This window comes from Actinokineospora sp. NBRC 105648, assembly GCF_030269645.1.
Lineage (GTDB): Bacteria > Actinomycetota > Actinomycetes > Mycobacteriales > Pseudonocardiaceae > Actinokineospora.
Genome location: NZ_BSTR01000015.1, coordinates 22,197 through 42,406, shown reverse-complemented (window position 1 = coordinate 42,406; position 20,210 = coordinate 22,197). Strand labels below are relative to the sequence as shown.

17 protein-coding genes are annotated in these 20,210 nt (G+C 71.6%); 5 read left to right on the top strand and 12 right to left on the bottom strand.

Annotation, left to right across the window (positions count from 1 at the left end; translation table 11 throughout):
- Window positions 1-225: 225 nt before the first annotated feature.
- On the bottom strand, window positions 226-567 hold the full coding sequence (locus QSK30_RS15725; RefSeq protein ID WP_285503514.1) for a hypothetical protein: 342 nt from the start codon (window positions 565-567) through the stop codon (window positions 226-228).
- 29 nt (window positions 568-596) lie between these two features.
- Here QSK30_RS15725 and QSK30_RS15720 point away from each other — a divergent pair, with 29 nt between their 5' ends.
- Both QSK30_RS15720 and QSK30_RS15715 read left to right on the top strand, forming a co-directional pair.
- Entirely contained in the window at window positions 597-782 is a 186-nt protein-coding gene (locus QSK30_RS15720; protein ID WP_285503512.1) for a hypothetical protein, read from the top strand.
- Between the two features lie 27 nt (window positions 783-809).
- Window positions 810-1,220, top strand: coding sequence for a hypothetical protein (locus tag QSK30_RS15715; RefSeq protein ID WP_285503511.1), 411 nt, complete (start codon window positions 810-812; stop codon window positions 1,218-1,220).
- A gap of 217 nt (window positions 1,221-1,437) precedes the next feature.
- On the opposite strand, the gene QSK30_RS15710 is transcribed toward QSK30_RS15715, so the two are convergent.
- Window positions 1,438-2,157: a tyrosine-protein phosphatase gene (locus tag QSK30_RS15710; protein WP_285503509.1), complete on the bottom strand. Its 720-nt coding sequence runs from the start codon at window positions 2,155-2,157 to the stop codon at window positions 1,438-1,440.
- Window positions 2,154-5,081: an AfsR/SARP family transcriptional regulator gene (locus QSK30_RS15705; RefSeq protein ID WP_285503507.1), complete on the bottom strand. Its 2,928-nt coding sequence runs from the start codon at window positions 5,079-5,081 to the stop codon at window positions 2,154-2,156. The genes QSK30_RS15710 and QSK30_RS15705 overlap by 4 nt, the downstream gene beginning before the upstream one ends.
- Before the next feature lie 1,136 nt (window positions 5,082-6,217).
- Here QSK30_RS15705 and QSK30_RS15700 point away from each other — a divergent pair.
- A complete protein-coding gene (locus QSK30_RS15700) occupies window positions 6,218-8,263 on the top strand; it encodes a glycosyl hydrolase family 18 protein (RefSeq protein WP_285503505.1) in 2,046 nt (681 codons plus the stop codon).
- A 675-nt stretch (window positions 8,264-8,938) separates the two neighbouring features.
- Here QSK30_RS15700 and QSK30_RS15695 read toward each other — a convergent pair.
- Entirely contained in the window at window positions 8,939-9,745 is an 807-nt protein-coding gene (locus tag QSK30_RS15695; RefSeq protein ID WP_285503503.1) for a class I SAM-dependent methyltransferase, read from the bottom strand.
- 90 nt (window positions 9,746-9,835) lie between these two features.
- Here QSK30_RS15695 and QSK30_RS15690 point away from each other — a divergent pair, with 90 nt between their 5' ends.
- Window positions 9,836-12,547, top strand: coding sequence for an AAA family ATPase (locus QSK30_RS15690; RefSeq protein WP_285503501.1), 2,712 nt, complete (start codon window positions 9,836-9,838; stop codon window positions 12,545-12,547).
- Here QSK30_RS15690 and QSK30_RS15685 read toward each other — a convergent pair.
- The 8 genes from QSK30_RS15685 to QSK30_RS15650 form a co-directional block, all read right to left on the bottom strand.
- Entirely contained in the window at window positions 12,523-13,518 is a 996-nt protein-coding gene (locus tag QSK30_RS15685) for a CobW family GTP-binding protein (RefSeq protein ID WP_285503500.1), read from the bottom strand. The genes QSK30_RS15690 and QSK30_RS15685 overlap by 25 nt on opposite strands.
- Before the next feature lie 179 nt (window positions 13,519-13,697).
- A complete protein-coding gene (locus QSK30_RS15680; protein WP_285503498.1) occupies window positions 13,698-14,201 on the bottom strand; it encodes an NUDIX domain-containing protein in 504 nt (167 codons plus the stop codon).
- Window positions 14,198-14,605: an OsmC family protein gene (locus tag QSK30_RS15675; protein WP_285503496.1), complete on the bottom strand. Its 408-nt coding sequence runs from the start codon at window positions 14,603-14,605 to the stop codon at window positions 14,198-14,200. The genes QSK30_RS15680 and QSK30_RS15675 overlap by 4 nt, the downstream gene beginning before the upstream one ends.
- A 331-nt stretch (window positions 14,606-14,936) precedes the next feature.
- Complete coding sequence (locus QSK30_RS15670) at window positions 14,937-15,641, bottom strand: copper homeostasis protein CutC (protein WP_285503494.1); 705 nt, start codon at window positions 15,639-15,641, stop codon at window positions 14,937-14,939.
- 340 nt (window positions 15,642-15,981) lie between these two features.
- Entirely contained in the window at window positions 15,982-16,362 is a 381-nt protein-coding gene (locus QSK30_RS15665) for a VOC family protein (protein WP_285503492.1), read from the bottom strand.
- The gene (locus tag QSK30_RS15660; protein WP_285503490.1) at window positions 16,359-17,414 is read right to left on the bottom strand and encodes a WD40/YVTN/BNR-like repeat-containing protein; all 1,056 of its coding nucleotides are present in this window, start codon (window positions 17,412-17,414) and stop codon (window positions 16,359-16,361) included. Before QSK30_RS15660 ends, QSK30_RS15665 begins: the two co-directional genes overlap by 4 nt.
- Window positions 17,415-17,458: 44 nt before the next feature.
- On the bottom strand, window positions 17,459-18,109 hold the full coding sequence (locus QSK30_RS15655; protein ID WP_285503667.1) for a response regulator: 651 nt from the start codon (window positions 18,107-18,109) through the stop codon (window positions 17,459-17,461).
- Between the two features lie 12 nt (window positions 18,110-18,121).
- Window positions 18,122-19,327, bottom strand: a complete 1,206-nt coding sequence (locus tag QSK30_RS15650) for a sensor histidine kinase (RefSeq protein ID WP_285503488.1) — start codon at window positions 19,325-19,327, stop codon at window positions 18,122-18,124.
- A 97-nt stretch (window positions 19,328-19,424) separates the two neighbouring features.
- Between QSK30_RS15650 and QSK30_RS15645 the strand changes: the two genes are divergently transcribed.
- Window positions 19,425-20,189 (top strand): SGNH/GDSL hydrolase family protein, encoded by a 765-nt coding sequence (locus QSK30_RS15645; RefSeq protein ID WP_285503486.1) that lies wholly within the window; start codon window positions 19,425-19,427, stop codon window positions 20,187-20,189.
- Window positions 20,190-20,210: the final 21 nt, after the last annotated feature.

The window sequence follows — 20,210 nt, the reverse complement described above, 5'->3', positions numbered from 1 at the left end:
ATGGCTCACAGGGGGCGTTTCGCTAGCCGGGCTGTAGCCGACGAAGTCGCAGGAACCCGATGTGTCTATAGAGGATGGTCAATCGGCGAGTCCCACTCGGCGGGCGCCGCGGTTGGCGTTCGGCCGAGCGGTGGGAAGTCACCTGCTGCCGGCACTAGTTCGGGACCAGCGCGCCAGCCAAGAACAGCACACCGCACAGGGTCAGGACCAGGATCACTGCCGCGATCAGCTGTCCGCGACGCGGTTTCTCCGGTAGCCGGACAGCACCAGCGCGACGGCGAGCAGCGTGGTGATCACGATCGGGGTCAGCGCCCGCCAGGTGCGGTCGAAGGAGTTCAACGGCAGGTAGGGCTGGGCGCTGTAGAACGCCAGGATCAGCGCGGGCAGACCGATGCCCGCGGCCGCGGCGGTGGCGAAGAGGTTGAAGCGCTGCAACGCCTCCGCCTCCTGCGCCACGGAGATGGTCGACATGCTGGTGAGCAGCCGGGACAGGTGGGCGACCTCCTCGCCGAGTTGGGCTTGCATCGCCTCGCACTGGCGCACCGCGGCGCGGTGGTGGACATCCACGGCCTGGCCGTGGTCCCGGCGTCGGGGCGTTGGAACTCGCGGTAGCCCTCCTCGTCCGACAACCAGACCCACAGCGCTTCGCGCGCGGCCTCGCGAGCCTGGTCGCGGGCGCGGTCGACGGCCTGGGACAGCTCGATGAGGTCGAGCAGGACCTCGCGGATCGGCGCGCTCCCGCGTTGCCCAGCTGGGCGGAGAGCCGCTGCTCGACCTCGTAGCGCAGTCCGCGCACCCGGGAGACCTCGTTGCGCGAGGACTCCGCGATGGCCTTGGCCAGGATCGTGGCGACCTGCTCGGCCGTACCGGTGAACGGGTGCGATGGCCCGCGGAAGGACCGCACCAGGGCGTCGTCCACGACGTCGAGCGGGTCGGCTGCCCGGATCCAGCCACCGTTCTCGGCCCAGCCGACGTGCACCGCCACGGTCACCTCGGGTTCGGCGCCGTCCGCGACCGAGACGAACGCCTGGCCGATGACCAGCTTGCGGTGCCCTGGCTCACCGAGCACGCGCAGCACGGGCGCCACCCGGAAGGCGGCCGCCGGGTCGCGGTGGTGGACCTGCTCTTCCGAGCCGTCGTTGAGCCCGGTGCCCGCCTCGTACCGCACGGTCGCCTGGACGCCGTGGCCCGGCTTGCCCGAACCGCCGAACAGCTCGTGACTTCCCGCGACGGGCACCATGCGCACACCGTAGGGCGACGTGCCGGTCCCGGACGCGCCTTTCCGCACCCAACGACCGAAACCCGCGTTCGCCGTCATGGTCCGAGCGTGGCAGGGAGCCGGTGTGGCGGCCCGATCCCGTCAGCGGTTTCCACCCCGCAAGGAACGAGTTCACCGGATCGGGCGCACCGGATCATCTTTCGGGGTCGGTGCCGAGATCAGCGCCCCACGAACCGCCGGTGCAGGCTGGTGATGGTGGCCGGGGCGACGCGCAAGTGGTGGGCCACATAGGACTCGACCGAGCCGTGCGCCGCGCTGAGGTCGGCCAGGAACAGGCGCATGGCCGACTCCGGGGCGCGGCCGTACCCCGGCCAGGTGTAGCTGCCGGGGCGCTCCGCCAGCCAGTCCGCCAAGAGCCGATCGGTGGCCAGTCCGGTCCGCGCGAAGTCCTCGACGATGTCCACCGTGGACACGCCGATCGCGTTCAGCACCAAGGCGGCCAGCACACCGGTCCGGTCCTTCCCGGACGCGCAGTGGAACACCGCGGGGCCCTCGGCGTCGGCGATCACCTCCAGCGCGGCGCTCAGTTCCACCGCGCCGTCCTCGGCGACCTCCAGGTAGCGGTCGGCGAGGTAGCGGCCGGGGTCGACATCGGGGCCGAGACTCGTCTGGTCGTAGGGGCGGTGCTCGATCGGCAGGTGGTGGTAGGACAAACCGTCGAGGTCCGGGACTCGGCCGCGGGCCTCGATCTCGTAGGCGTGCCGCAGATCGATCACCGTGCGCACTCCGAGGGCGGTGAACCGCGCCAGGTCGTCGCCTGCCAGCTTGCCCAGTGAGTCCGACCGGTAGAGCAGCCCCCAGCGCACGGTGCCCCCGCGCGCGGGGTAGCCGCCTAGGTCGCGGAAGTTGTGCAGGCGGGCGAAAGGCAAGTGCCTCATCGGATCTTGACCTCCATGGCCAGGAAGTGGGTGTCGGCCTCGGCGCCGTGCGCGGCGGCTGCGTTGTGGTCACCGAGCGCGGTGTGGGCGGCGGCCAGACCGGCGAGGGCATTGGCCTGTTCGATCCGGTACTCCAGCCGTGTCGCCAGGGTGTGGGCGTGGGTGAACGCGGCGAGGGCGGCGGCCGGGTCGCGCGCGTCGAGGTGGGTGTGGCCCAGGACGTTGAGGGCGGTGGTCAGGTGGTCGGCGTTGGCGGGCAGCTCGGGGACCAAGCCCGACACGACCGCGCGCGCCTGCTCGGTGTGGCCCGCGCGGCGGTGGCCTTCGGCGAGTTTGATCGTGCCGCGCACGGTGTAGTCGGTGTTGCCGACCTCGCGGGCCAACTCCACCCCCTCGTGTAGCAGCCGCAACGCGTTGCCGTGGTCGCCGCGCAGGCTGGTGGTGGCACCCAGCGCGGACAGCACGGATGCCTCCTCGCTGCGCTCCCCGATCGCGCGGGTGCGTGCCAAGGCCTCCTCAAGCAGCGGGAGCGCCCGGTGCGGATCGCGCCGCAGCAGCGCCACGCGGCCCAGGTTCGCGAGGCAGATGGCGGCCATCCGGCGCTCGCCGGTGCGCTCGCACAACGCGATGGCCGCGGTGGTGCGCTCCACGGCCTCGGTGTACTCGCCCAGCCGCTGGTGCAGCAGCGCCGAGACGCCCAGCGCGTAGACCTCGCCCGCCAGGTCGCCCAGCTCGCGGGCCAGGACCAGGTGGCCGTCGGCGTGCCGCAGGCCCAACCGGTAGCGGCCCGCCATGTAGTAGGTGAGCGCCAGGTGCGACAGGCTGATCGACTCCGCCGCAGGCTCACCCAGCCTGCGCGCGGCCTCGGCGGCGGGCTCGGCGATGGCCACCAGGTCGTCGATGTGGTGGCTGATCACCAGGTAGTGGCCGAAGTTGCGGGGCAGGTCGCGCACGTGCCGGTCCAGCCCCGCGCGGGCCGCGCACGCGGTGGCGGCCACCAGGTTCGGGTGCTCGGCGGCGTACCAGGCCAGTGCCGAGGCGTGGTCGGACACCTCCGGTGTGGACACCGGCCAGTGCCGGGGGTTCGGCGGGATCCGCCGCCTGCCCGGCTGCAGCGCGTCCGCGGCGCGGTCGGTGACCACGGCGAAGTAGTCCAGCAGCCGCTCGGCCGCGGCCACCTGGTCCTCGGCCGGGGCTGCCAGGCGCTGGGCGTGGTCGCGGATCAGGTCGTGGAACCGGAACCGGTCGCGGGTGCGCTGCTCGAGCAGGTGGTGGTCGAGCAGGTCCTCCAGCAGCTCGTCGGCCCGCGGCTCGGCGCTGATCGCGGCCGCGGCGTGCGCGTCGATGTCGGGGCCCGGGTGCAGGCCGAGCCGTCGGAACATCCGCTGCTGACCGGCGTCGAGGTAGTCGTAGGACACGGTGAACGCGGCGGCGACGTCGCGGTCGTGCACCGCGAGCCCGGTCAACCGGAGCCGTTCGGCGCGCAGCCGCTCGACCAGGTCCGCCACTGTCCACTGCGGACGGTGTCGCAGCCGGGCGCCCGCCACCCGCAGGGCCAGCGGCAGGTGCCCGCAGAGCGCGAGCAGTTCGGCCACCTCGTCGTGCCTGCGCCCGGCGATCCCCGCGACCTGGCAGAACAGCTCGGCGGCCTGCTCCGCCCGCAGCACGTCGACGGTGAGCGGCACGGCGCCGTCGAGGGTGATCAGCCGCCGCCTGCTGGTGACGATCACCACGCAGCCCGGTGCGCCGGGCACCAGCGGGCGCACGTGCGCGGCGTCGAGGGCGTTGTCCAGCACGACCACCGCGCGCCTGCCCGCCATCTCGGTGCGCCACGTCGCGACCCGTTCGTCGTGGTCGGTCGGGATGTCGCCCGGGGCCAGCCCGACCGAGCGCAGCAGGACGCCCAACGCGGCATCGGCCGAGACCGGCTCGCGGCCGGGGGTGAACCCGTGCAGGTCCACGAACAGCTGGGCGTCGGGGTACTGGCTGCTCAGGGCATGTGCGGCGTGCACGGCGAGCGCCGTCTTGCCGACCCCGGCCATGCCGTCGATCGAGATCACGCGGGCCCCGGCGGTGAGCAGCCGGGCCAGTTCGTCCTCCCGGCCGACGAAGTCCGGCACCGCGAACGGCAGCGAGTTCGGCGCCCGAGCGGCCTCCACCGGCGCGGTGGGGGCGGGCTCGGCCGGCCAGGACAGGGCCGGGTCCGCGCGCAGGATGCGCTCGTAGAGCCCGCGCAACTCCGCACTCGGGTCGACCCCGAGCGTGTCGGCCAACAGCCTGCGGCACTGCTCGTACCGGCGCAGCGCCTCAGCCTGCCGACCGCAGCGGTGCAGCGCGAGCAACAGCAGTCCGACGAGTTTCTCCTGGTAGGGGTACTCGGCCGACCGCGTGGCCAGCTCACCGACGAGCTCCCGGTGCCGACCCAACCGCAGCTCCAGCTCAGCCCACTCCTCGATCACCGCCACGCGCTCGATCTCCAGCCCGGCGCGCACCCGGTCGAGCACGCTCGACAACGGCAACCCGGACAACGGCTCACCACGCCACAACGCGAGCGCCTCGCACAGCCGCCGCGCGCTGACGCCCGGCTCGGTCTCGGCGCGGGCATCGAGGACCAGGTCTCGGAACAGGTGCAGGTCGATCGTGCTGGGCTCGACGTCGATGGCGTAGCCGGGGGAGCGGCGCACGATGCCGACCCCGGCGGGCCGCAACGCCTTGCGCAGCCGGGAGATGTAGCCGTGCACCAGACCCCGAGCGCCGTCCGGTTGGTCGTCGGGCCAGAGCACCTCGACCAGCCGTTCCACCGACTGGCCGCGGTCACCGGCCAGGGCCAGCATCGCCAGGACACAGCGCTGCTGCGGCGTGCCCGCGGGCAGCCGCTCCCCGACGTGCCACACCTCGATGGCCCCCAGCACGCGAATCTCCATGAGGTGATCACCCTAGCCGGCGCCCCACCCCCACCGGCAGCACGTTTGTCCAGGTTTCGTCCAGGTCCGCCCCGCACGCTGTGCGACACCCGGCCGGGCGCGGTCGTTGTCGGTGCCGTGGGCTCCCTGGGGGTAGCCCACGACCTGCTCAGACCGCGCCCAGCCGGGGTGACCGGGCCAACCAATGCGCGGGATTCCCCTTTTCTCCCGTTTCGGATATTCCTCAATCCGTCAACCCTTCTTTAAGTCTCTAATCTTTCATCCCTTAATCTCTAAATGCCGAGTCCGCTGGTACGCAATGCCCGTTACGTTTGTGCTCGATTGGGTGGACTGCCTTCGTGTGGGGGGAGGCGACCGCTAAACTTGACCTGTGGTGGGGATGCCCTTCTCCCCACGCTTTTTCCCCACGCGGTCGCCTAGGGGCCCCGCGCGAAGGCAGTCCAGCCAATCGAGCCCTGCTCTTACTTGGGCAGCTCGTGGGGTGTGCCGCACGCCGACCTGCGGTCGACCTGCATGGTGGCTCGTCGCTGGGGTTGCCCGAGGAAAAGACGAGGGGCTCGATCTAGTGAACTCGCTTCGTGCGGGGCCCCTAGAGCACCGCGGTGGAGAGAAAAGGGCAGGGTAAGGGCATCCCCACCCACGGCAAGTTTAGCGGTGCTCTCCCCCCACACGAAGCGAGTCCACTAGATCGAGCATCCGTAACGGGACTTACTTTCCAGCCGGGTTGGCCTATCCGCTGCGGTTGGGTGGGAACGGGATCCTGTTGCGGTCGAGCGGGGTCGGGATTTTGTTTGGTTCCAGCGGGTTCGGGATTCTGTCGAATACCAGTGGAGTCGGGTCATGCTGCGGTTAGGTGTTTCGGTCGCGGGGGCCAGGTGTCGAGGTCTCTTCGTGGCTTGGATCTGGTGGTGTGGCGCTGTCCTGGCCGGGTGCCCTGGCTGGTCGATTTGGGGTAATCATCCCGTTAGCCCGGATTTGCACTGTTCGTGCCTGGTTGGTGACCGCCTGTCGCACCGGTCTTGACATCGGCTTTGGTCTAGTCCAATTTTGGGATGCACCACCGCGCCCGGGGCTGTTCCTCCCGGTCGTGGCCAATCCCTGCACTGGAGCGCGACATGCGGTTGTCCAAACCCTTGATGTCTGTGCTGACCCTGGTGGCCACGGCCGCCGCCGTCACAGGTGTCACCATCGCCACGAACCAGGCCGAGGCCGCGACGGTCGCGGCCAAGCCGATGCCCGCGCGGGTCTTCGCGCCGTACTTCGAGGCCTGGACCGGGGAGAACCCGGCCACCCTCTCGGCCGCGTCCGGGGCCAAGTACCTGACCATGGCCTTCCTGCAGACGGCCAGTCCCGGCTCCTGCACGGCGCTGTGGAACGGCGACACCTCGATGCCGATCTCCTCGTCGACCTTCGGCGCGGCCATCAACACGATCAAGGCCAACGGCGGTGACGTCATCCCGTCGTTCGGCGGCTACACCGCCGACACCACCGGTACCGAGCTGGCCGACAGCTGCACCGACGTCAACAAGATCGCCGGTGAGTACCAGCGGCTGATCACCACCTACGACATCAGCCGGATCGACCTCGACATCGAGATCGACTCGCTGGACAACACCGCGGGCGTCGACCGCCGGAACAAGGCGATCAAGATCGTCAAGGACTGGGCGGCGGCCAACGGGCGCCCGATCCAGTTCTCCTACACCCTGCCCACCACCACGAGCGGGCTGGCGCAGAACGGTGTCGCGCTGCTGCGCAACGCCGTGCAGAACAACGCGCAGGTCGACGTCGTCAACATCATGACGTTCGACTACTACGACAACGCCGGCACGCACAACATGGCCAAGGACACCGAGACCGCCTCGCAGGGTCTGGTGAACACGCTGGCGCAGCTGTACCCGAGCAAGACCCAGGCGCAGCTGTGGGGCATGGTCGGCGTCACCGAGATGATCGGTGTCGACGACTTCGGCCCGGCCGAGACCTTCACGACCGCGGACGCGACCACCGTCTACAACTGGGCGCTGGCGAAGGGCATCAACACGCTGTCCTTCTGGGCCCTGCAGCGCGACAACGGCAGCTGCCCCGGTGGCGCCGCCGCTGACAACTGCTCCGGCATCGCGCAGGACCTCTACTACTTCAGCAAGAAGTTCGCCCCGTTCACGAGCGGGTCGGTCCCGACCAACGACTTCTCCGTCGCGGTCAGCCCGGCCTCGGTCACGGTGAACGCGGGCGCGAGCGCGACCGCCACGGTCAGCACCGCGGTCACCTCGGGTAGCGCGCAGTCCGTCGCGCTGACCGCCGGCCCGGCCCAGGGTGGCGTCACCGCCACGCTGAACCCGACCAGCGTCACCGCGGGTGGCACGTCCACCCTCACCTTCGCCGCCGCGGCGGGGGCGGCTTCGGGCACCTACACCTTCACGGTCACCGGCACCGGCGCGTCCGGCACGCACACCGCGACCGTCTCGGTGAAGGTCAACGGCACCACCCCGGCCAACGACTTCTCGCTCGCGGTCAACCCGACCTCCGGGTCGGTCAACGTGGGCGCGAGCGTCACGGCCACCGTGAACACCGCCGTCACCTCGGGCAGCGCGCAGTCCGTCGCGCTCACCTCGGGCCCGGCCCAGGGCGGCGTCACCGCTTCCCTCAGCCCGACCACCGTCACCGCGGGCGGCACCTCCACCCTGACGCTGGCCGCGTCGGCCACGGCCACCCCCGGCACCTACACCTTCACGGTGACCGGCACCGGCCCGAACGCCACCCACACCGCGACCTACGCGATCACCGTCAACGGCACCCAGCCCAGCGGCGCGGTCGTCAACGGCGGCTTCGAGTCCGGCGCCATCTCCCCGTGGACGGCGGCGTCCGGCTCGTCCGTGGTGAGCACCCCGGTGCACTCCGGCGCCAAGGCCCTCTCGGTCACCCCGTCGGCCTCGGGCACCGGTGAGGTCTCGCAGAGCGTGACCCTGCTGCCGAACAAGGCCTACACGCTCAAGGCGTGGGTGCGCGGCAACTACGCCTACGTCGGCGTCACCGGCGGCGCCACCGCCAGTGCTTGGACCTCGACCAGCGACTGGAAGCAGCTGAGCATCCCGTTCACCACCGGGTCCAACGGCACGGTCAAGCTCTACGTCCACGGCTGGTACGGCCAGAGCGCCGTCTACGCGGACGACTTCACCATCAGCTAGTAGCTATTGGCTAGTCCTCTCTACTGGACGGTCCCAAGCGGGGTGGTGGTGCACGGCAACGTGCACCACCACCCCGCTTGGCATTTCCTTTCTTCTGGGGAGGGGCTTGCTTTCTTCTCTCAGATCTCGAAGTCTTTCACTCTTTAAAGCCGAGCCCGCTGGTACGCAACACCCGCTACGGACATGCTCGATTGGGTGGACTGCCTTCGTGTGGGGGAGGAGTGCCGCTAAACTTGCCGTGTGGTGGGGATGCCCTTCACCCGCCCTTTTTTCACCACCGCGGTGCTCTAGGGGCCCCGCGCGAAGGTAGTCCGGCCAATCGAGCCCCGCTCTTACTCGGGCAGCTCGTGGGATGTGCTGCCCTGGGGTCGACGCCACGGGTGGCTCGTAGACATGGGCTGCCCGAGGAAAAGATGAGGGGCTCGATCTAGTGAACTCGCTTCGTGTGGGGCCCCTAGAGCACCGCGGTGGAGAGAAAAGGGCAGGTAAGGGCATCCCCACCCACGGCAAGTTTAGCGGTGCTCTCCCCCACACGAAGCGAGTCCACCAGATCGAGCATCCGTAACGGGACTTACTTTCCAGCTGGGTCGGCCTATCCGCTGCGGTACCAGCGTGGGGACGGGATCTTGTTGTGTGCCAGCGGCTCTGGTTCTGCTGCAGTTGGTGTTCGTGCCGTCAGTGCCAGGCGATTGTGTATCTGACTGGCTGGTGCAGTACCACTGAACCGTCCGGTTCGGACAGTGTGCGCAAGTGGTCCAGGATCCCCGTTGTGACAGCGTCGCGTTCGGACTCGGGGACCAGGCCCCAGAACAGTCGTTGTCCGTGTGACCACGACCAGTCCACCCAGTGTTGCGGTGAGTCGAATCGGACGTCGTGTTCGCGGGTCACCGAGGTCGGGTCGGCGAAACCTGCGTCGGCTACCAGGGTGTTCACGTGGTCGGTGTTGTTGAAGGGGCTGGCTTTGATCGACTGCGCGAGCGGTTCCGGCACATACGGTGCGAACAGTTCGTCGATCGGCGCCCACCGTGGGTCTATGCCGCCGAAGGTGGTCAGGCCCAGTATGCCGTCCGGGGTCAGCAGGCTGTGCCATGCGCGCAACGCTGCTGCTGGGTTGGGCAGGAAGAAGATCACGCACGAGGACAGGACGACGTCGAACGGGCCTGCCACCGTGGGTTCCTGTGCGTCGGACACCAGGACCGAGACATTCTCTATCCCGCACTCGGTGGCCTCGGCCTCGGTGCGGGTCACCATCTGCGGTGCCAGGTCGATGCCCACCACCGACCCCTGTGGACCGACCCGTTCCGCGGCCTGGAAGAGGACTGCGCCGCGGCCGCAGCCTGCGTCCAGGACACGCAGGCCGTCGATCGGGCCCACGTCGTCGAGCAGGGTGCGGGCGAAGACCCCGAAGAAGTCGACGCCGAGCGCGTCGTAGGTGTCCGCGGTCTGGTCGAACACCGCCGCGATGGCCTGCCTGGCGTCCATGCCGCCACGCTACCCCGGACACCGCGAGGGCGGATCTTGTTCACGTTCTCGCCAGGCGGACTGGGATCGCTCCCCGGCTAGGCTGCCGGCGTGACCTCCCCCGGCCCCAGCATCGGACGATCCGCGGAGTCGGCCCGCGTTCGCGCGCTGTTGCCGCCGGTCAGCGGGGGTGCGCAGGTCCTGGTCGTGGTCGGCGGTGCCGGGATCGGCAAGACGAGCCTGCTCGAGGCGGCCGTCGCCGAGGCGGGGGAGCGGGGGGTTCGGGTGCTGCGCGTGCGCGGCAGCGCGGCTGAGACCGAGCTGGCGTTCGCGGGTCTGCACCAGCTGCTGCGCCCGGTGCTCGACGCTGTCGACGACCTGCCCGAGCGGCAGCGCGAGGTGCTGCGGGCCGCCTTCGGGTACGACGGGTCCGCCGAGCCCGGCGACGGGATGGCGCTGAGCCTGGCCGTCCTCACCCTGCTGTCCACCCTGGCCGACGCGGGCCCGCTGCTGCTCGTGGTCGACGACGCGCAGTGGGTCGACCGGGCGACCGTGGACGTGCTGGCCTTCCTGGCACGCAGGCTCGAGGGTGAACCGATCTCCCTGCTGGTCCTGGCCCGTGGTGACTGCCCGCCCGCCGGGTTCGACCTCGACGTCCCGGTGCTGACCGTGCCGCCGCTGGCGCCCGAGGCCGCCGAGGCGGTGCTCGACGCGCAGCCTGTGCCGCCGAAGGGCTTGCTGCGCAAGCGAATCCTGACTCTCGCCGAGGGAAACCCGTTGGCACTGGCGGAGTTGGCGAAGGCCGCGGCCATCGACGGGCGCGCGGGCTGGGAACACGAGGAACTGCCGGTCACCGAACGCATCGAGCGCACCTTCGCCGCGGATCTGCCCGCGTTGCCCGCCGATACCCGTCGGGCGCTGCTCGTCGCCGCGGCCGCCGACACCACCGACCTGGCCATCGTGCTCGGCGTGCTCCCCGGCGCGGGGCTGGACGTGTGGCTGCCCGCCGAGCGCGCGGGCCTGCTGCGGCTCGGCCACGGCGAGTTGGAGTTCCGCCACCCCCTGGTGCGCTCGGCGGTCTACTACGCCGCCACGCCCGACGAACGCCGCGCCGCCCACCTCGCCCTGGCCCGGGTGCACGACCCGGACCGGCGCGCCTGGCACCTCTCCGCGGCCACCGTCACACCCGACGAAACCGTTGCCGCGGCACTGGAGGAGACCGCGAACCGCGCCCGCGGCCGCGGCGCCACGGTGGAGTCGATGGCCGCGTTCGAGCGGGCCGCCTACCTCAGCCCGGACCCGGTCGACCACGGCAACCGGCTGGCCAAGAGCGCGGTCACGGCCATCGTGGCGGGCGATCTGGCCCGCGCGGCCGAACTGGCGGCCAGGGCGAGGTCGCGCACCGCCGATCCCGCCGCCAGCGCGTGGCTGTCGGTGCTCGCGGGGACTGTCGCCTCGGTGACCCTGCGGCTGCGGCACGCCATCACTCTCGTGCTGCCGGTCACCGAGAGCCTGCCGCCCGATCAGGAAGTCACCCTGCACACGCTGACCATCGCGGCCAACATCGCCCACTACACCGGCGACCCGGACCACCTGGCCGCCGTCCGGCGAGTCTACGAACGGTGCCATGTGGACAGTCCGGCCGCGGTGCCGTTCCAGTCCTGGATCGCGGCCGTGGTCGACCCGTTCGGCAACGCCGCGCACGGCCGCGCCGGGCTCGCGGGGATCGACGGGCTGCCGCGCGACCCGGTGCTGCTCAACCTGCTCGGCGCGCTGGCGATGCTCCTCGACGAGACCGAGACCGCGGTGCGGCTGCTCGTCGAGCTGGCCGACCCGGTCCGCCCGGACGCCGAGGTCGTGCAGCTGGGCATGGCCGCGGCCGACCTGGGCTGGGCCTGGTTCGCCGCGGGCCGCTGGGCGGACGCCCGGCGCGCGGTCGAGGGCTTGGCCCGCCGGGTGGGCACCGCTGGGCCGACGCTGGCCACCGTGCGCGCCCGGGCGCTGATGAAGACGCTGTCCGCGCTGTCCGGGTCCGGCGCGGGTGAGGTGGCCGAGCTGCTGGCGATCACCGAACCCGCCGACGCCCTGGCCGTGACGGTCCGCGCCCACTACGCCGCGGGCATGGCCGCGGTGGCTGACGGCGACCACGAACTCGCCTACACCACCCTGCGGGCCCTCTTCGACGCCGACGGCCACCCGGTGCACTACCACTTCTCCTACTACGCCATCGCCGACCTGGCCGCGGCCGCCGCCCGCACCGACCAGGTCAGCGAGGTGACCGGCATCCTCAAGCTCGCCCGCGAGCGCCTCAGCGGTGCCGCCTCCACCCGGCTCGACCTGATCCTGCACCGGGCAGGCGCCCAGCTCGCCGACGACCCCGAACCGCACTTCGCCGCCGCGCTGGCCGATCCCGAGGGGGAGCGCTGGCCGTTCGAGCGCGCCCTCGCCCAGCTCGACAGCGGCGAGTGGCTGCGCCGCAACCGGCGGATCGCCGAGGCCCGGATCGCGCTCGCCGCGGCCCTGCCGGTGTTCGAGCGACTGGGCGCCCGACCGTGGGCCGACCGCGCGCGGACCGAGCTGCGCGCGTCCGGCGTGGCCGTCGCCCCGGGCGGCGCCGACCTGCTCGACGTGCTCACACCCCAGCAGCGGCAGATCGTCCGGTTGGCCGCCGACGGCCTGACCAACCGCGAGATCGGCGAGCGGATGTTCCTCTCGCACCGCACCGTCAGCTTCCACCTCTACCAGGCGTTCCCGAAGCTCGGTGTGACCGCGCGGGCGCAGCTGGGGCAGATCCTGGCTCAGCGCGCGTCGTCGACGAGGTAGCGGGTGACCGACAGCAGGTCGAGCGGGCCGACCGCGGCCACGTCGTGCTCCAGCGCGGCGGTGAGCCGGGCGGTCAGGTCGTCGGCGTCGAGCCCGGCACCGATCATGACCAGCTCGGTGCGCCGCGCCGCGTCCGGCGCGCGGGTGATCCGCACCGACGGCCCGACGGTCTGCACCGCCAGCGGCTCCTCGTGGCCGGGGACGCCGAAGTGCAGGAAGCCCTTCATCCGGTAGAGACCCGCCGGGCGGTCGTTGAGGAACTCCGCGAAGCGCAGCGGGTTCATCGGCAGGTCGTGCCCGAACTCGACGCTGCTGTACTGGGCGTGCACGTGCTGCTCGTGCTCGACCAGGTCGTCGAACGAGAGCTGCCGCTCCACCGGGTCCGGCCGGTCGACCGGGTCGAACAGCAGGTCCGGGTCGATCCGCCCGTACTCGGTCGGCACCACCGGCGTGCCCCCGGCCAGCTCGCGGACCAGGGCCAGCAGCCGCTCGCCGTCTGGGGCGCGGTCGATCTTGTTGAGCAGCACGAGGTCGGCGTAGCGCAGGTGCTTGTCCAGCTGCGGGTGGCGCTCGCGGGTCTGCTCGAACTCGGCGGCGTCCACCACCTCGACCAGGCCGCCGTAGCGGATGTGCGGGTTCTGCGAGGCCAGCACCAGCTTGACCATCGCGGGCGGCTCGGCCAGCCCGCTGGCCTCCACCACGATGACGTCCACCGGGCCGTCCGGGCGGGCCAGCCGCTCCAGCATGGCGTCGAGGTCGGCGGCGTCCACCGCGCAGCACAGGCAGCCGTTGCCCAGCGAGACCATCGAGTCCACCTGGGCGGCGACGGTCAGCGCGTCGATGTTGACCTTGCCGAAGTCGTTCACGATCACACCGACGCGCAGGCCGGTCTCGGACCGCAGCAGGTGGTTGAGCAGCGTGGTCTTGCCGGATCCGAGGAAACCCGCGACGACCAGTACCGGGATGTCCACCGGGGGAGGGTAGCCCCCGCCGGGACCAGACCCGGCGGGGGCCATCACCCCCAGTACCCCCCACTTCGCCACGTCCCCCCGAACTGTGGCCTGGGCACAACGGTATTGGGTTGATTACGGACGGTCGTCAGTCCTGAGCATGACCGCGCGGTACGACCTTCGGCGGAGGCGGGCCCCGATCAGCTGTCCACTTTGGTCTGTACTCGATCGAAGTAGGACGCCACCACCGTCGTGTGCAGCGGGAACGCCAGGCTGACCGGCCCGGTCACCAACTCCCAGCCGGTCGTCTCGTCGGTCGGCCGGGAGGGGGGAAGCACGGCCGAGGTGGTCGGCGGGGCGAGGCCGAAGACCAGCAGCGTCCCGTCGGGGGCGCTGCGTGCGTCGAAGAGGGTGATCTCGGCCGGGTCTTGCTCGATCCCCGCCTCTTCCCGCAGCTCGCGCGCGGCAGCCTCTTGCCACGATTCGCCCAGGTCGATGAAACCGCCGGGAAGCGCGAGCTGCCCTCTTCGCGGTTCGACGTCGCGGCGCACGACCAACAGGCCGCCGTCCACCGGTAAGAGCAGAACCGCGACGGGAACCGGGTTGACGTAGGTGGTTTGTCCGCACTCCGCACACCGACGCGGCCAAGCGAGATCGGGTGGGTACGGGGTGCCGCAGTAGGAGCAGTGCGAGTTCTTGGTCATGCGCTGATCTCTACCGCAACGGTCTCAACGGCCGTCGACCGCTTCAGCGTCCGGGTCACGGTGCACAACGCGGCGACCGCCCGATCGACCACGGCAAGCAGCGCGGCACGGGCCTCATCGTCCAAAGTGGACAGATCGAGACCCAGGTCGATCCGAACACCGTCGAGCTCGTGCGCACCTGCCGGCCGCAGGTCCGTCGCGTCGACAGCGATGGGAGTGCTGACACGGCGCAGGATCAGCTCCTCGGCAGTGATCCCGACACAGCCCGCGGCGGCGGCGAGCAGGAGTTCAACGGGACTGAAGGTGCCGGGCGCGCCCGCCCGACCGATGGCGACCTCGGCCCCTCGGTCGTTGTGGGCGGTGAACACGTGCTCACCGGTGCGCGCTGTCCTGATCGTGGCCATACCCGGATCATCCCAGGCGGAGGGACCGGCGCGGGCAGCCGCTGCCCTGGGCTTGTTTGGGCGTGTGTCGTCGGGGCTTGCTGTGGTGGTGGTGCTCGATTGGGTGGACTGTCTTTGTGCGGGGCCCCTGGGCGACCGCCGGTGGGAGGGCGGGTGGGGAAGGGATCCACCCACGCGCCGGGCAGCTTAGGCGGTCGCCCTCCCCCACACAAGGACAGTCCACCCAATCGAGCAGACGGGCCGATTGGCGCGGCCTGGGCGGTATGCGGGATTCGTGCACAATGGCTGCCTGGCGCGGTTCCGGCGCGCCAAGCGCCAAAGTTGAAGCAGGTCAGGCGTCCAGTAGTTCCCGCAACCCGCGCACCCGTTCGGCGCACACCGGACTGTCCCAGTCGTCCCGGACCAGGCCGCCCGCGTGGATCGCGTTGACCCCGATCGATCGCAGCCCGGCCACGTGCACGTGCTTGAGTCCGCCGCCTGCCAACAGTCGCACCCCGGCGTCCTTCCAGTCGTCCCGCGCGGCGAGTCGGGGTAGTCCGTCCTCCAGGCCGCGCGCGGAACCGGCCGTCAGCACCGTGTCCAGGCCCGGCAGCCCGCGCAGGTCCGACCACGCCCGCTCGGTGTCGGTGGCGTGGTCGACCGCGCGGTGGAAAGTCCACGGGCAGCCGTCCAGTGCCGCCACCACGGCGCCGGTGGCCGCGAGGTCGATGTGGCCGTCGGCGGTGAGGAAGCCCAGGACGAACTCCTGCGCCCCCGCCCCCCGCAGTTCTGCGACCGTGGCCAGCAGGCGGGTCAGTTCCTCGGCGTCGGCGGTGAAGCCGTCGGTGCCGCGCACCATCACCCGCAGCGGGATGTCGACCGCCGCCTGCATCTCGGCGATCAGGGCGGGCGCCGGGGTCAGCCCGTCCCGGTCCATGTGCGCCACGACCTCGATCCGGTCGGCGCCACCGGCTTGGGCGGCGACCGCGTCGGCGACGGTCAGGGCGATGATCTCCAGCAGGCCACGGGGCGGCGAAGGTGCGGTCACACCGCCCATCATCCGGTCTTCGGGCCGGTGCGCCAGGGCCGGGTGTCGTTTCCCACCCCATGGCCGATTTTTGTGCTCACCTAGCCCACGACCAGTGGCGGAGCACTCACCCCGATGGGTCATTTGGTCTAGACCATGGCACAATGCTATCCCCATCCGGACCGGGGGACCAATTGCCCGCCCGCCGTTCGCCAGCGGGGGCCCGACCTCACGGACGGTCTCGCGGAACCGGTCTCGCGGTGAGCCGTGCCGCGGCGAGCAGAAAAGTCCCGGGCCCGCCGCTCAGTGCTGAGCGGCGGGCCCGGGACTCCCTCGACTATCGCTGGTGGCGCTGGTGCGCCGTGAACCGCTAGTCCGTCGCCGCCCTCTCCGCCGCACTGCGAAGCACGCAGAACTCGTTCCCCTCCGGGTCGCCGAGCACCGCCCACCCCGTGCCGTCCGCGTTCCGCCGGTCCGACACCAGGGTCGCCCCGATCCCCAGCAGCCGCGCGACCTCCTCGTCCCGAGGGATGTCCGGCCGCAGGCACACGTGCACCCGGTTCTTCACCGTCTTGCCCTCGGGAACCCGGTTGAAGAACAGCGTCGGTCCGTCCGGGACCTCGATCCACGCCTCTTCCTCGCCCGGCGCGCAATCCGCGCCCACCGGGTGGTCGACGACCTGGCTCCACCACTGCGCCAACGCGTAGTTGTCCGTCGCGTCGAAGGCGATGTTCAGGATCACCGAGCTCATCGGGTGAACCCCAGCACCGCCACGCGGCCCTTCTCGCCCGCGGCCCAGCAGGCGCCGTCAGCGGCGCAGTCCACCGTGTCGAAGCTGCCGGTGTCGAAGCGGCGCCAGTGCCGTCCCTCGTCGAGGGTGTAGTCGCTGCCGGTCGGGCCGACGGCGATCGCGGCGGACCGCAGGAACGGGTGCCACGCCACGCCCGAGCGGTAGCCCTGCGGGGCGTTCGACGGCTTCTGCCAGGTCTTCCCACCGTCGCGGGTCAGGCCGAGGGCGTCGACGCCACCGGTGGGGGTGGCGTAGTCACCGCCGACGGCGATGCCGTGGCGGGTGTCGCGGAAGGCGGTGGCGAACACGCCCGCGCTCGGGGCGCTGGCGAGCACCGTGTCGGTCACCGTCCAGCTCCGGCCGCGGTCGGCCGAGTGCAGCACCCGCGCCTTGGCGCCGCCGCCGGTCGCGATCCACGCGTCGCGCGAACCCGAGGTGCTGACGCACTGGCCGCTGGCGGCGAAGGCGAACTCACCGTCGAGGGCCGCGGGCATCCGGTCGCCCGGGACGACCGACCAGGACCGGCCACCGTCCTGAGTGGACACCAGGCGGAACTTGCCGCCCACCGGGTCGCTCAGCGCCAGCCCGTGCTCGCGGTCGAAGAACGCCAGGCAGTCGTAGAACGCGGTCTCCTCGGCGTTGCGGAAGGTCTCGGTCCACGCCTTGCCGCCGTCGGTGGTGCGGAAGATCCGGGACTGCCCGCCCGGGCCGATGGTCATGGCCACGGCCGTGTTCGCGTCGAACGCCTCGATGTCGCGCAGCTCCAGCGCCGCGGTGTCCGGCGGTGACGTGCGCGTCCAGGTGCGGCCGCCGTCGACCGTGCGCAGCACCGTGCCCTTGCTGCCGCTGGCCCACGCCACCCGGTGGCTCACCGCGGACAGGCCGCGCAGCTGCGCGTCGGTGCCGGTCGTGGACAGTTTCCAGGTGGGGGCGGGGGCATCGGCCGACGCGGGCGCCTGCAGGGTCGCTACGGCGACCGCGGCCAGCGCGGCGGTGATGAGGGATCGCTTCATGCGCCGGAACCTAGCCCAGCCGCCCGGCGCTCAGCCAGGTCTGTTCAGCGGGTGACAAGACCCGCGTGGTATGCCAACAGGCCCGCCTGCGTGCGGTTCGCGCACTCCAGCTTCACCAGCATCCGCGACACGTAGCTCTTCACCGTCGCCTCGCTCAACGACAGCCGACCGGCGATCTGCGCGTTCGACAACCCCTCGCCCAGACCGGCCAGCACCTCGGTCTCCCGCTCGGTCAGCTCCCGCACCCGGTGCAGCGCCCGGTCGCGGGCCGCCTGCTCGCCCGCCCGCACGGCGACCAGCCGCCGGGTGGCGGCGGGGGAGAGCACCGTGTGCCCGTCCGCGGCCACCCGGACCAGCCCGATCAGGTCCTCCGGTGGGGTCGTCTTCACCAGGAACCCGGCCGCCCCCGCGCGCAGCGCGCGCACCACGTACTGGTCGGCGTCGAAGGTCGTCAGCGCCACCACCGCGGGCGGCTCGGGCAGCCGGGCGATCCGCTCGATCGCGGTGAGCCCGTCCACCCCGGGCATCCGCAGGTCCATCAGCACCACGTGCGGTCGGTGCCGCACCACCGCCTCCACCGCGGCGGCGCCGTCCTGGGCCTGGTCGACGACGGTGATGTCCGGGGCCGAGTCCAGGATCGCGCGCAGGTGCGCGCAGACCATCGGCTCGTCGTCGACCAGGACGACGCGGATCACGCCCGGCGACATCTACACGCTCTCGGGAGCCGGTACGTAGGCGGGCAGCACGGCCTCGACCTCGAAACCGCCGCCGTCGCGCGGGCCCGCCCGCAGCGTGCCGCCGACCAGCTCGACCCGCTGCCGCAACCCGGTCAGCCCGGCGCCGGAACCGGTGCCGGACAGTCCACTGTCGACAGTGGAGGTCGCCCGGTCGTTGCGCACGGTGAGCCGCACCCGGTCGCCGCCGTAGCGCACGTGCACCCGGGTGGGGGCGCCTGGCGCGTGCTTGCGGATGTTGGTCAGCGACTCCTGCACGACCCGGTACGCGGTGCGCCCGACCGCCGGGGACGTCAGCGCCGGGTCGCCCTCCTGCACCAGGTCCACCGGCACCCCGACGGACTCCGACTCGGCGACCAGCGTGGTGAGGTCGGGCACCTCGGCGGGCGCGTCGTCGGCCGCGCGCGGCTGGTGGCCCTGGGTGTCGTCGCGCAGGACGCCGACCAGCTCGCGCAGCTCGTTGAGAGCCTCGCAGCCCGCCGCGCGCATGCCCTCGGCGGCCGTCCTGGTCTGCTCGTCCGGGCCGGTCACGGTCAACGCGCCCGCGTGCAGCACCATCAGGCTGACCCGGTGGGTGACCATGTCGTGCATCTCCTCGGCCAGCCGCAGCCGCTCGTCCGCCCGGGCCTGCTCGGCCAACAGGTGCTGCTCGCGCTCGGCCCGCTCGGCGCGGTCGGTGAGCGCGTCCACCGCCCGTCGGTGGGCCCGGACGTAGAGGCCGATCACCGCGGGCAGCACCACGAGCAGCACCGCGCCCAGGACCACCTCGGTCGAGGTGTGCCACGGCCGGGTGACGACCAGCAGCAGCGCGCCGACCATCAGCGACCCGGCCACCGCGCCCGCGTAGACCATGACGTTGTAGGCGTAGATGGTCCCGGACACCGACATCCACGGGTCGGTGACCTTGAACCCCGGGTGCCACCCGCCGGACCCGAAGGTCATCAGCACCAGGTAGACCGCGCACAGGATCACCGAGGCCGCCATCAGCGCCAGCGGGTACCACTTGCGCACCACCAGCAGCCCGGTCATCGCCAGCGAGACGACCGCGTCGACGCAGCCGAGCACCCCGTCCGGCGGGTCGTCCCAGATGGCGCCCGCGACGGTCAGGGCCAGCACGACCGCGACGGGCAGCAGGTAGAAGAAGGCCTCACGCCGCGATTGCCACAGTGGCTCCCTCACGCCAGCACGGTACCGGCCGTGACCGCGGCCGTCCGTCGAACGGCACCATTCGGGTGCTCTGACGTGCAACGAAAGTTGCGGGCTAGCATCACCGGCGATGAACGCGCACACCAGCCTGGTCGCCCTCGGGGACTCGTTCAGCGAGGGCATGTCCGATTTCCAGCCCGACGGCACCTGCCGCGGCTGGGCCGACCTCGTGGCGGCCCGGCTGGCCCGCGACACCCCGGGGTTCCGCTACGCGAACCTGGCGGTGCGCGGCAAGCTCGTGCGCCAGATCGTCAACGAGCAGGTCGACCGGGCCGCGGCCATGCGCCCCGACCTGGTCACCTTCGCGGGCGGCATGAACGACGTGCTGCGCCCGCAGTGCGACATGACCGCCCTGACCGCCCGGGTGACCTACGCGATCGACACCCTGGCGGCGGCGTCGCGGCAGGTGGTCCTGTTCCGGGTGATCGACCCGACCCGCCGGATGCGCGGCAGCGCCCGCCTGCTGCCCCGGATCAACCGGCTGCTGGCGCTGGTCGACGAGCTCGCCGCGCGGCACGACGCGGTGGTCGTCGACCTGTTCTCCGCACGGGTCTTCGACTCGCCCGAGCTGTGGGCGCCGGACCGGATCCACCTGAACACCGAGGGTCACCGCCGGGTCGCGGAGGCGACCCTGCGGGCGCTGGACGTGGCCCCGGAGTTCGACTGGGACTCGCCGGTCGCCCTGTCCGAACAGGACTGGCGGGCGCGGGCCGCGGCCGACCTGCGGTGGGCGCGCGAGCACGCCGGGCCGTGGATCGGTCGACGGCTGACCGGCCGCTCGTCCGGCGACGGCCGCGAGCCGAAGCGACCGGACCTGGAGCCGTTCACGCCCTGAGCGAGAACTGGTCCCAGCCGG